This is a genomic window from Flavobacterium pectinovorum (assembly GCF_006438875.1).
Taxonomy (GTDB): domain Bacteria; phylum Bacteroidota; class Bacteroidia; order Flavobacteriales; family Flavobacteriaceae; genus Flavobacterium; species Flavobacterium pectinovorum_A.
On sequence record NZ_RCZH01000003.1, the window covers coordinates 387,163 to 399,693 of the forward strand.

General features: G+C 29.6%; 12 protein-coding genes and 2 pseudogenes. 9 read left to right on the top strand and 5 right to left on the bottom strand.

Annotated elements, in window-relative coordinates; translation table 11 throughout:
• Positions 1-243: 243 nt before the first annotated feature.
• From EAH81_RS06080 to EAH81_RS06090, 3 genes are all read left to right on the top strand, one after another.
• Positions 244-1,071: a phosphatase PAP2 family protein gene (locus EAH81_RS06080; RefSeq protein WP_140504853.1), complete on the top strand. Its 828-nt coding sequence runs from the start codon at positions 244-246 to the stop codon at positions 1,069-1,071.
• The gene (gene eptA / locus EAH81_RS06085; protein WP_140504855.1) at positions 1,058-2,578 is read left to right on the top strand and encodes a phosphoethanolamine--lipid A transferase EptA; all 1,521 of its coding nucleotides are present in this window, start codon (positions 1,058-1,060) and stop codon (positions 2,576-2,578) included. Before EAH81_RS06080 ends, eptA begins: the two co-directional genes overlap by 14 nt.
• 94 nt (positions 2,579-2,672) lie before the next feature.
• A complete protein-coding gene (locus tag EAH81_RS06090; RefSeq protein ID WP_140504857.1) occupies positions 2,673-2,921 on the top strand; it encodes a hypothetical protein in 249 nt (82 codons plus the stop codon).
• 309 nt (positions 2,922-3,230) lie between these two features.
• Here EAH81_RS06090 and EAH81_RS27360 read toward each other — a convergent pair whose 3' ends face one another.
• From EAH81_RS27360 to EAH81_RS06105, 3 genes and pseudogenes are all read right to left on the bottom strand, one after another.
• Complete coding sequence (locus tag EAH81_RS27360; RefSeq protein WP_262711755.1) at positions 3,231-3,551, bottom strand: integrase core domain-containing protein; 321 nt, start codon at positions 3,549-3,551, stop codon at positions 3,231-3,233.
• Positions 3,473-4,126, bottom strand: a pseudogene (locus EAH81_RS06100) (IS3 family transposase); the annotation flags it as partial. The pseudogene EAH81_RS06100 and the gene EAH81_RS27360, both read right to left, overlap by 79 nt.
• Before the next feature lie 38 nt (positions 4,127-4,164).
• Positions 4,165-4,389, bottom strand: a complete 225-nt coding sequence (locus tag EAH81_RS06105) for a transposase (RefSeq protein ID WP_140504863.1) — start codon at positions 4,387-4,389, stop codon at positions 4,165-4,167.
• A gap of 1,173 nt (positions 4,390-5,562) precedes the next feature.
• Here EAH81_RS06105 and EAH81_RS06110 point away from each other — a divergent pair.
• Positions 5,563-5,970: a hypothetical protein gene (locus tag EAH81_RS06110; RefSeq protein ID WP_140504865.1), complete on the top strand. Its 408-nt coding sequence runs from the start codon at positions 5,563-5,565 to the stop codon at positions 5,968-5,970.
• Positions 5,971-6,422: 452 nt separating this feature from the next.
• Here EAH81_RS06110 and EAH81_RS06115 read toward each other — a convergent pair whose 3' ends face one another.
• Positions 6,423-6,593: an Arc family DNA binding domain-containing protein gene (locus tag EAH81_RS06115; RefSeq protein ID WP_089352030.1), complete on the bottom strand. Its 171-nt coding sequence runs from the start codon at positions 6,591-6,593 to the stop codon at positions 6,423-6,425.
• A gap of 4 nt (positions 6,594-6,597) precedes the next feature.
• The gene (locus EAH81_RS06120; protein WP_140504867.1) at positions 6,598-7,452 is read right to left on the bottom strand and encodes an SPFH domain-containing protein; all 855 of its coding nucleotides are present in this window, start codon (positions 7,450-7,452) and stop codon (positions 6,598-6,600) included.
• A gap of 876 nt (positions 7,453-8,328) precedes the next feature.
• Here EAH81_RS06120 and EAH81_RS06125 point away from each other — a divergent pair.
• The 5 genes and pseudogenes from EAH81_RS06125 (at position 8,329) to gwsS (ending at position 12,391) form a co-directional block, all read left to right on the top strand.
• Positions 8,329-8,815 (top strand): annotated as a pseudogene (locus EAH81_RS06125) (IS6 family transposase).
• Between the two features lie 283 nt (positions 8,816-9,098).
• Positions 9,099-9,266 (top strand): hypothetical protein, encoded by a 168-nt coding sequence (locus EAH81_RS27365; RefSeq protein WP_161595786.1) that lies wholly within the window; start codon positions 9,099-9,101, stop codon positions 9,264-9,266.
• A gap of 52 nt (positions 9,267-9,318) precedes the next feature.
• Positions 9,319-10,203, top strand: coding sequence for a hypothetical protein (locus EAH81_RS06130; protein ID WP_140504869.1), 885 nt, complete (start codon positions 9,319-9,321; stop codon positions 10,201-10,203).
• Complete coding sequence (gwsG, locus tag EAH81_RS06135; RefSeq protein ID WP_140504871.1) at positions 10,200-11,153, top strand: grasp-with-spasm system ATP-grasp peptide maturase; 954 nt, start codon at positions 10,200-10,202, stop codon at positions 11,151-11,153. The genes EAH81_RS06130 and gwsG overlap by 4 nt, the downstream gene beginning before the upstream one ends.
• Before the next feature lie 164 nt (positions 11,154-11,317).
• A complete protein-coding gene (gene gwsS, locus EAH81_RS06140; RefSeq protein WP_161595787.1) occupies positions 11,318-12,391 on the top strand; it encodes a grasp-with-spasm system SPASM domain peptide maturase in 1,074 nt (357 codons plus the stop codon).
• Positions 12,392-12,531 lie beyond the last annotated feature (140 nt).

A 12,531-nucleotide genomic window follows, 5' to 3' on the forward strand; every position in this document is an offset into this window, starting at 1 on the left:
GATTAATGTATTGAAATCTTTTAAAATTCTTAGAAGTAAAATGGATTTCTTTCTGTGTAAATAAATTAAAAAAAACAGCATTTAAAAATATTGCTATTCTATTGATGGATAAAAAATAGAACTTAATGATAAAATAAGTTAAGCAATATTAATTAATTGTAAATAAAGTAATTGGGTATCTGGAATTCAGAATTTATTCAAAGTTCAACAAGAGTTTTGGTTTTAAATAAATCAACTACTCCAATGAACACAATTGTCATTAATAATTATTCAAGAATTAAACCATCTCTGTTTTTTTTACCTCTGTTTCTCTTAATAGCTATTGTTTTATTTTTGTATAGTAAAGGCGCTTTATGCACTGATAAATATATACAAATTCAAAAAAGTAGTTTCTTTTTTATCAATTCTCATTTAGGACAATATCCAAATCTTGAATATAACCTTACCCAATTAGGAGATGCGCTCATTTTTTTATCGTTTTTCAGTATTTTGATTCTCTATGTTCCTAAAATATGGGAAGCTTTATTATCATCTCTACTGGTTTCCATACTGCTCACTTGTCCGCTAAAAAGTGTATTTGCAGTTCCAAGACCTGATGCAGTCTTTAATAATGATACTATTATTATCGTCGGAAAAGCATTATGCGGACATAATAGTTTACCATCCGGGCACTCCATTACAGTTTTCACCATACTTACCGTTTTATTGTTTGCCCTTATGCCCAAAGAATTGAAATCTAAAATTTTATGGACTCTTTTAATAATTACTGCAGGATTAATTATTGTTTTTACAAGGGTAGGCATAGGAGCACACTATCCACTGGATGTTATTACAGGGAGTATTATCGGATATATTTCAGGGCTTTTAGGTATTTTTATTAGCCGAAAATATAAAATTTGGGCTTGGATTAATAATAAAAAGTACTATCCTATTTTTATTTTGTTGTTTGTAATTTGCTGTATTTCATTAATCTGCAGAATAATTCATGAAAATTTAATAATCTTTTATTTTGCATTTGTTAGCTTAGCCGTTTCACTTTATAAAATCATTACTGTTTATGTTAAAAAATAATTTAAGAATAACTCATTTTGTTTTGCTGATGAGTTTTTTGACTTTTTTGTTCTTTCATTTACCATTTTACACCTATGTTTTTAATAACGTAGATTATAAAAGTTTCAACGGTATAATTTTGGTTGCCAGTTTGGTAATTTTAATGTTGGTTTTAAATGCTTTTGTTTTTTACCTGATATTTTTTCTGTCTCGTTATGTTGGAAAATTTTTATTGGTATTATTCTTTATAATCAATTCAATTGCAGTTTATTTTATCAATACCTATAGTGTTATCATAGACGAAAGCATGGTTGGTAATATACTTAATACCAATTTGGAAGAGTCGAGCAGCTTTTTTTCCTTTAAATTAATAGTCTATATAATCCTGCTGGGTGTAATTCCAAGTGTTTATATTATTAAGGCTAAAATTATAAATGTAACAGTAAAGAAATTTTTTACCATCTCTTCGCTTACCTTATTATTTGTTGCCGTTTTAGTGTTTGCAAATGCAAGCAACTGGCTGTGGATTGATAAAAATTCAAAACAACTGGGAGGCCTTGCAATGCCCTGGTCATATTCAGTAAATACATCACTTTTTTATATTCATAAATATAAAAAAAATGAAAAAGAAATTTTATTGCCCAATGCTGTAATAAAAGACAATCAGAAGTCGGTTGTTGTTTTAGTGATTGGAGAATCTGCAAGAAGCCAGAATTTCTCTTTATATGGTTATAAGAAAAGCACGAATCCACTGCTTTCTAAAACTCAAAATTTATTTCATTTTAACGCCACTTCATTTGCTACCTATACCACGGCTGGTGTAAAATGTATTTTAGAACCTACCAATAGTGATGATTTATATGAAATCCTGCCGAATTATTTATATCGAAATAATGTAGAAGTTATCTGGAGAACTACAAATTGGGGAGAGCCTCCTGTACATATAGAAAAATATCAAAACCGGGATGTTTTAAAGAAGGATTGCAAAGGCGAAGGATGTAATTATGATGAAGTGCTTTTAACAGGACTAAAAGAGCAGATACTAGCCAGTAAAAAAAATAAAATATTGATAATACTGCACACAAGTACCAGTCACGGGCCAACCTACAGTAAGAAATATCCGCCTCGATTTGAGAACTTTAAACCTGTATGCAATAGTGTTGAACTGGGAAAATGTTCTCGGGAAGAACTACTCAATGCTTATGATAATACTATTGTTTACACGGATTATATTCTATCGAAAGTAATTGAAGATCTAAAACAGTTAAAAGAGTATAAAAGTGCGATGATTTTTGTTTCCGATCATGGGGAATCTTTAGGAGAAAAAAATCTATATATGCATGGAGTTCCTATTAGTTTTGCGCCCAAGGAACAATATGAAATACCTTTTATAGTATGGGTATCTGATAATTCAAAAAAACTCAAGCCTAATAAAACATTATCGCAAAATCATGTATTTCATAGTGTTTTAAATTTTTTGAATATAGGAAGTCCTGTTTATAAAGAGGAAATGAATATTTTTAAATAATAAATAAAAAGGAGTTGTTTTTTAACAGAGCAAAAAATAAAAAATATCTACATTTGATGTGAATTAGGTCTTTATTAATTTTAAAATATCTGTGATGGAAAAAGCTATAAAACTAAAAGTCCGAAAGGATTTGAATAGCCAGCAACAGTTGAATATAATTAGACTAAAGGGAAGTTTAATTTCTAAGGGATATACAGAAATTATACATATTCTAGATCAGGACGATGAATTTCATATCAACTCATTTGAAACCCCGGATGAAACAAAAAGTGAAGTTCAGGAATTTATAAAAGCATTTATAACTAGAGAGAACCTGGCAGATACAATATCACTTTTTAAATAAATTTCAACGGTTATAATTAATTCAATACTAAAAACCTCCATTCTTAATGGAGGTTTTTGCATTTATTTCATTGCAATATCATCCCGAATCGGTATTTTAAATCAAATGATAGTAGGAGGCCACAAACATCCCTAAAAAATAAATCTATAATTGTTTGTAGAAATTGATTAAGAATACATCCCAACTTGAATTTAGTAATGTTTCGAACTTGATCCTTCAAATTGTTTTAATACAGTATTATAAGTTCTTGTTAAATCTAAATGCATCGATTGTGCACCCAGTTTAACTCTAGCATCATAAGAAAAGCTATTATTTAATTGCCTGCTGATTCTGAAACTCTTCGATCGTTAAGTTTCCGAGTGCAGAATGTCTTCTGCAGGTGTTGTAAAAGTTCTCTATATAATCGGTTATTGATTTTTCTGCTTTCTCTTTAGTCTTATATTTATTTTGGTATACCAGTTCTACCTTTAATGTCTTGAAGAAGCTTTCTGCTATCGCGTTATCATAGCAGTTTCCTTTTCGGCTCATGCTTTGGGTTATTTTATTTGTGGCTAATAAAGCAATAAACTCACGGCAGGCATATTGCTTTCCTTGGTCTGAGTGAAGAGTAGTTCCTGATTGTTCTGCAATGGACGATTTAAAAGAGCTTTCGTTAAAGAGGCGATGCTGGTATCTTTTGCGCTCATTGTTTCGCTGATTGACCAACCGATCACTTTACGGTCAAAAAGGTCTATCACCACAGTGAGATAGATCCAGCCTTCATCTGTTTCGATGTAGGTTATATCAGAAACCCAGATTTCGTTTCTTCTGGCTGCCTTAAAAATCTGTTCTAATCTGTTTTCTGCTGATCTGTTATTACGGGGTGGGCTTGTAGTCTTTTTATATTTAGATTTTGCAATGCTTCTTAGATGGTTTTCCTTCATAATCTGCCCGACAAATTTTCTGGAAACTTTTATCCCGATGGAATCTAATTCTTTAGCAATTCTCGGGCTTCCGTATCGGCTTTGGCTCCAGTGGTAAATTCTTATAATTTCTTTTATTATATGGGCTTTCCGCACTGACTTTGCAGTGGGTGTTCTTTTCCTCCATCGAAAGAAACTGCTTTTGTGAATCTGAAAAATCCGGCACATCTTCTCGACAGGAAATATTTCAGCATTTTCTCTGATGAATTCATATTTCACCCGCCGCTCTTGGAGAAGATATTTTGAGCCTTTTTTAGGATGTCCCTTTCAATTTCTAATTCTCATATCTGTTTCCGAAGCTTCTGCAGCTCATTTTTATGGGTAATTTCAGCTGAAGTTTTCTTTATGGTAAATCTGCCTTCTTGGTAAAGCTTCTTCCAGTGCTTAAGGTTACTTGTACTGATGTTGAGTTCTCTTGCCACGTCACAGACTCTTCCGCAGTGGATGCTCATGGAAGCGACCAGAATCTTAAAGCTTAAAGTAAAGGTTCTCCTCGTATTTTTCATGCTGTTAAAATTAGCAGGAATAAAATTAGCTGCCAGTCAGAAATTTTAGGCAATATATCATCATTTTTTACTGCTTCAGATAAACACTGCCTAAGCTTTTAGTCGCAAATAAGGTATCAACTCCAAATACCATTTGCCACGATTCTGTCACAAAACTTAAATATGTGAAATATCTTTAAACACGTCTTAACTTTTTGCGGCAAAAAACGTATCCACTCCATTTTAAATTAGTTATTGATAAGAGTCATTTTTTTGTTTATTTTTTATCCCAAATCATTACAGTAATTATTAAATAAGATTTTGCAAAATTTGAAATTTGTATCTGTAAACGTCATCTAAATTTATATATTTACTTAAATGTACTAAAGTGCATAATACGAAACTTTAGTAGCAAATAAAAATATTACCTAACCAAAGACAGAAGCAATGCACACTGTCAAAAAAAAATTAAGTTATGTCTAGAATTTTAATGGTAATAGGTTTGACGGTCGCTTTCTTAGGTTGGATTTTATATCGACTTATAGTCAAAAAAGATTTAAACAAAAACTTAAATAACATGTACCTTGGACTTTTTTTTATAGGAACTTGGGTACTTTTCTATTTTTTTATTGTTGATTGGTTTTAAATTCTTCAATTCTTGACTCTCCTCACCGAAGAGTTCTTTTGGAAAGATGTGTAAATGTTTACTTACTTCGCAGCCGCTTTTTTTAACTCAAGTTAAAAAACTTAGCAAAAGAAGTAGTGTAAAACAAAAAAAAATCCAGATTTCTCTGAAACTTACTTAGTAGCGAGCGGGAAGCAGTCAAACATCCAACCAGCTTATGGATGATTATTATAGTATTATAGCATGAGCATCTGAATTTTAAAATATTACGATAAGTTGTTTGAAGAAAAATGAAGACAATTCTGCCTGCCCATAACAGCTACAACAGATTTGGGCAATTGACTTAATGGAAAGTTGGTTTTGTATTTAGGATGATTTACTTCGTCTATTCGCTACGCTCGGGTGGCAAATCCGAATAATGGGCTTAATTTAGTTTAAAACCCACTGATTACTAGAGTGTTGGCGGTCAGTTGAAGCTGAACTTACGAAGAAAACACTCTGGTAGCATTAATTTTCTTTGCACACGAAATCCGAAAAGTAAAAATGGAATTTAAAATACTAAATATCGAATGAGTAAATCAACCAAAATTCAAATATATTTTTATTCGATACTTGTAATTAGCATAATTTGGTTATTTATTTTTCCAAAACCTATTAAAAATTTTGCCCCAATTATTTTTGGAGTTCCAACTTTTCCCGTTTTTATGTTTAATTTTCGTGATAAATTAGAAGATTTTAGTAGAGCTCTTAAAAAAACGCTTCCTGATTTATTCCAAAAATATGTTTTTGATTATGGAATTTCAGCTGACATAGGCGAAATCGTTGATATAGGATTGCTTTCGAAGAATGAAGATTTTGAGAATTTAAAAGATGTGAAACTTTACGAAATGTATATTTTATGTAAACAATCAATAAGACTAGCTTTTCTATCTTTTTGCATCATTGCATTATTAGGAGTTGCAACAGTTTATCTATAATAAAGCAAAAATTAGAAATTTAACATTGGAATTTAAATATTGGATTTTGCAAATAGAAGCGTGAAAGGCAGAAACTTAAAAATAGGATTGAAATCATAATTTTGACTAAAAATAACCGAACCGCCAATAGCTACAACGGATTTTAGCAATTGGCTTAATGGGAAGTTGGTCTTGTATTTGGGATCGCACTCCAAAAGAACTTAAAAGTACTCGAACCAATTTTCCTTGAAAACACTGATAGTTGTGTTCTTTTTAAAATGAAACAAGATTTTCGAATCACAAAAAAGCCTGAGAAATCTATATTTCTCAGGCTTACCTTATTCTTGTAGCCCTAAAAAGACAATTCTTGAATCATTTTATTGATGATTTGAAAAAATTGAGAATTTAGCAAATGACTATTAAAAAAAACAGCTTAACGGCAGTTCTCTGGTTTATATAATCATTCTATGCTTTTATTTTTTTTGTTCATTTTTTTCCTTTAGTCTCTTTGCATTCTTTAGACTATTGTTAAGCATCCACTCAATCTGACCATTGACACTACGAAATTCATCATTAGCCCATTTTTCAATTGCTTTCATCGTTTCTGAATCAATTCTTAATGCAAATGACTTTTTTTCAGACATCTTTTTATTGATTTAAAGTACCGGTATTTATTACAGGTTTAGTTTCACTATCACCACAAAGTACTACCATTAAATTACTTACCATTGTTGCTTTTCTATCTTCATCAAATTCTATAATTTCTTTATCTGCTAATAGTTTTAAAGCACTTTCAACCATACCGACTGCACCTTCTACAATTTTATGACGTGCAGCAACGACGGCCGACGCTTGTTGTCGTCGTAACATCGAATGAGCAATTTCAGGAGCATAGGCTAGATATCCAATCCTTGACTCTATTACTTCTATTCCGGCAATTTCTAATCGTTGCGTAACTTCGTGTTCAAGAGCTATGTTAACATCGTCAAAATTAGTACTTAATGTTACGGTTGCTCTCTCATCTTCAAAATGGTCGTATGGAAAAGAACCTGCCAGTTTTCGAACAGCTGAATCCGTTTGGATTCTAATGAATGTCTCATAGTTGTCAACTTCAAACGTAGACTTAAATGTATCTTTAACTTTCCAAACTAATATAACACTAATTAAAATAGGATTCCCCATTTTATCATTAACCTTAATTTTTTCGCTTTCAAAGTTTCTTGCACGCAAAGATAAACTAGTTTTATTATAAAGTGGATTTACCCAAAATAAACCACTTTGTTTAATACTTCCTTTATAATCTCCAAATAACAATAAGACTTTTGAGCTGTTGGGACCTATTACAATAAAACCCTTTGTTAAAACAACAAATAGCAGAAGTGCAATCACTGCTAATATCATGTTGTTTGAGATAAAGCCATAAAAGGCTACAGTGATTGATAGTAATAGAATGACAATAACCAAATAGCCATTAAAGGGTATTAAAACTTTTTCTGTTTTCATAATGAGTAATATTTAAATGATATTAAATTGATATCATAAAGATATGTATTATTTTAATGTGAAAACATTTTTTTACTTTATAAATTTAAAAATAAAAGAAATGGTAGAATTAAATTACAAATAATCCTGATTATACAGATTTGCAATTTGTATTCTTGAAAAAATTAAAAAATACTTATAACAAAAAAAGCTTCAGATTTCTCTGAAGCTTGTCTTAGTTGACATAAGGGGACTCGAACCAATTTTACTAGAATACAGGCTTTTTATATTTGATAAGAAATATTATAAGATTTATCGAACCATAAAAAAAGCCGAGAAATCTATATTTTCCGGCTTTTAATTTTTCTTAGTAGCGGGAACAGTACTCGAACCTGTTAATCAGAAAAAAGAACGAAAATAAAATGCTTATTCATATTCGAAACTAGACTTCTTTAACCTTGATTTAGCTGGTTTTTCATTTTCCAAATACTGATGTGCTGCGATTTTGCCACAATTCTAAGACAAGTAATTACTATAACATTTTTGATGTAGTAATGGAGAAACCATTTTGGAATCATTAAAAAATTACTTAATCAAAATTAAAAACTATGCTGTTATTTCTATTGCTACACGAGTATTTGCAATTCTAATGCTTTTGGGCTATTTTATTTCAACTATATCATTAACCAATGAAAAACTTGTCTCCTTAAGTTTTATTTCTCTTGTTATTCCTGTTCAAATTTACTTATTGCACCGAGTTTGGGTTAAAAGAAAAAACAGAATAAATAAGATGTTTCAAAGGCTCAAAGAATAAACTAATAGTCGCTTAGATCGCAAATAAGGTTCTGTCGCATCTGGGAATAACTTTTATCTTTAGAATTTTAAACCGATCAAAAAATTAATACTAAAGGTAATTGCTATCCAAAACAAATAATTCTTCAGTCAGTATATTTCAAATTAAGATTTACACTTAGTTACCGTGATGTTGAAGAAATAATGAAGATTATAGGAGTGCTTGTGGATCATGCCACGATTCAGCGCTGGGTTTATAAGTTTGCACCTTTGATTGAATCAGAGATGAAGAAGAGAAAAGTCAGAGTGGGGGCGAGGTGGAGATTGGATGAAACCTATATCAAAGTAAAAGGTATTTGGTGTTATTTATACAGGGCGGTAGATAAATTAGGCAATACAAATATCTCAACAATATTGTAGAGCAGGACCATCGTTTTATAAAATGCGTATCCAAAATGGACTAGGTTTTAAAAGTTTTGAATCGGCCAAACGAACATTGAGCGGAATTGAAGTTGTGCATATGCTCAGAAAGAATCAGATGGTTAGATCAGGGATAACTATGTTTAAATCATTCTGTAAATTGGCCGGCTAACTTTTAAATTACCTAAATTCTTATATTTGATTCTGACAGATACGACGGAACCGCAAAATGTTTTATTGGATAATATTTTGGGATAAAAGTAAAATTAATATTTGTTTTTTTTAAAAAACAGTACGAATATTTTTTCTTTTTATGATATTTTGCTTTTCTTTGATCAAAAATATCTTGCTTTTATTCTTGGATATATGCTAAGTCGACGTAGCAGTTTAAAGGAAAATTTTTCGGTATTTTTTTGACAATTTAAAATCACTATTAATAACAAAAAAAAGTAACTATGAAATTAGAATCATTAGGATTGGAAAAATTCAGAAAAGAAGAATTAAGCAATTTAGCAGCAATAAAAGGTGGTACCCAAGTGGAACCAGCTTATGAAACAGGATGTGCAGATGCGCCGGATTGTTGTACAGGCGCAGATTGTTCTGATGACGAACCAATGGAGTAATAATAAAATGTCAGCGATTTTAAATCGCTGACATTTTTAAAAATAATAATTTATGAAATACATTATACTGTTTCTTTTTATTTTTAAAAGTTCACTTTCGATTTCACAATGCAAAACAGTAAATATGTATGCGCAACTTAGTAAAGCTAAAAGTGATAGTGAAAAATTAAATATATATATTGAAATGAATAAAAGTGGTTTGGATAATGTTTTTCCATCCATTATTGAATATGCTTTTAAGTTGAAAAAAAATAAAATTGGCAACAAATATTTAAAAAAAGGTATTAAAAAAGGTTTAACAATTGACGGAGACTATACAAATTATATACCTGGTGAAATATTAGAAAAAGTTAAAAAAAAGTATTCAAAATGGAGAAGTGTTTTTTACAGTACTTATGATGAAGAGATGTATAATAAAGTATTGTATTTAGTCAATACAGATCAATATCTGGCAAAAGAAGATTTTTATGGTGGAAGAAAACAGCAATATCCTATCAGAAATAAAGTTTTTCAGAATAATTTAACGCAATTACGTTATTATTTAATTGCTAAGAATAAAGGGCTATTACCTCATAGTAATCAGATAGGGAATTTGACAACGGCGATTTCATTAATGTTTATGCATCGTACATGCAATGATTCGATTGATGAGGTAAATTTTAATTTTTTTGAGCCAAGACTAAAAGAAGAGATTTGTTCAGGAAAAACATATTCGCCTTATACTTATTTACAATTAGTAGATAATATGCAGTCAATAATGGAAAAAGGAGTTCCTCAGGTGTATGGACATTTCAGGAATTATAAAACAAAAAAAATTCATCTGTTAAAATATCCTGCAAAAGTAGATAGTCTTAGAGCTTCAATTGGTCTTCCGTCTTTAAGGGAGTACGCAAAAGAAAAGGGATTTTTACTTCCGGATAATTATATTGAACAATGATTTTAATTCAAAGTATTTCGCAAGATTATTCAACAAGTGTAGTTATTCAATGGCTATGTGATACAAATGAAGATTTTATACGCTTAAATAATAAAAGTTTTATAGATCAGATTACTTTTTCAGAAAATATTTTTCGAATTAAAATTAATGACAAAATTATTGATTTAAGTCAATTTAAAAGCTATTGGTTTAGAAGAGGAAGTTTTGATTTTGAAAGCAAATTGAATCAAAACGTCGAAATGAAAATTCCCATTGAGGGATATCTAAAAGGAGAAAATTTGATTATAAAAGAAGCTATAGATCATTACCTTCTAAAGAATGTTAAAAGTATCGGGAATTATAAAACTTCACAAAATAATAAAATAATTGCATGTGAGGTTGCAAAAAATATGGGATTTAAGATTCCTGATTTTATAATTACGACAGAAAAAATTGAGCTTTTAAAGTTTTATAAAAAGCATCCTCAGATTATTTCTAAAAGTTTATATGGATTACCAGGATTTTTAGCGAATAATGTTGATTATTCTGCCAAAACAAGAATTATAGAACTAAGTGATATTAAAGATTGCACGGATAATTTTGGTGTTTCATTATTTCAACAATATGTAGAAAAGAAAATCGAATTGCGAGTTTTCTTTTTGAACGATAAATTTTATCCATCTGCGATTTTTTCTCAAAATGATGTCCAGACAAAAATTGACTTTAGAAATTACAATAAAGACAAGCCTAATAGGGTTGTGCCCTACAAACTACCTGATGACGTGATCGAAAAATTAAAAAAAATCAATCAGGAACTAGCACTAAATACAGGATCATATGATTTAATTTTGACTCCAAAAAATGAATACTACTTTCTTGAAGTAAATCCTATTGGTCAATTTGCCCAAGTATCATTGCCGTGTAATTATTATTTAGAAAAAGAAATAGCAAAAGAACTTTCAAATGCATAAAATAAAAGAACTCTTAAAGTCCGATACTACCAAAATGCAGTTGCCATTTAATTCCGTTTTTTTTGTTTCTGAAGAAGTAAAGAAAAAAAAGCATATAAGTATAGAAAAGTACAATACAAACTCATTTATACCTTATTCATGTTATAAACCTATTATGCTATATTTTGAAAACGAAAAATAGATATTACAAATTATTTGCAGATTGTTTTGCTGTAAAAGGATATTCTCGAAGTGTAATATGTGATATAACAAGAAAAAAATTTGATTTTATTCCAAATAGTCTTTATGAAATAATTATCGATGAAGTCATTGATATCTTCAGCTATCATAATATTTTAGATGATGAATCCACAGAAATTTTTAATGAGTACATTGACTTTCTCTTGAGGGAAGAATATATATATGAAATTTTAGATATTTCTGAAAAAGACAATTATCCTGCTATTGATTTGAAATTTGATTATCCTGCAAAAATTTCAAACGCAGTTATAGACTATAATGGGGATTATGATTTATTTGTTAAGAGTATTTGTCAGTTAGAACTAATGAATTGTAATTTCTTAATAGTGAGATTTTTGATTCCAGTTAAAATTATTGAAATTGAAAACATTTTGCTTTTGATTAACGATTCGATAATTTTTTCAATTGATATAATTGTTGATTATAGCATTGATTATAATGAAGAGTGTATGCTTGAGATGATGCTTAAGTACCCAAGAATTAATATAGTTACAATATTTAGCAGCCCGACAACCAGCCATAATAAAACTATTTTAAACAACGGAATGGGGCATTTAATTTTTTCTCAGAAAGAGTATAACAAGGATGAAATTTTAAAAATTAAAGGTGAGAATAATTTCGTAATAAATATTAAGCTATTTACAGAATCTTATAACTACAATAATTTCTTTCATAAAAAAGTTTTTATTTCTGAAATCGGAGATGTTAAGAATTCCCCATTTGCGAAAATTATTTTTGGGAACATACAAAATAATAGTCTTGAAAATATAATCAATCATACAGATTTTAAAAAAATATGGTATGTAAAAAAAGATTTTATAGAGGTTTGCAAAGATTGCGAGTTTAGATATATGTGTGTTGATAATAGAAATCCTGTACAAAAGAAAGTAAATGAGTGGTATTTTGAAGATGAATGTCATTATAATCCTTATATTAATAAATGGAATTTTGATGAACAGAATCTCACTTTTCCTGCTTTTAACACGACTCTTTTATAAAATAGGTTTTATAAAAAGAATTCTGGTAAATATGAGAGTTAAGGAGAAGATTTAAATTAGTTTTATAAAAAGGAAAAACTTTTGTTGGAGGGGAAGTGCCAAGTTTAATTTTTTTTTAGAGAGTTGCATAACAGGAACAG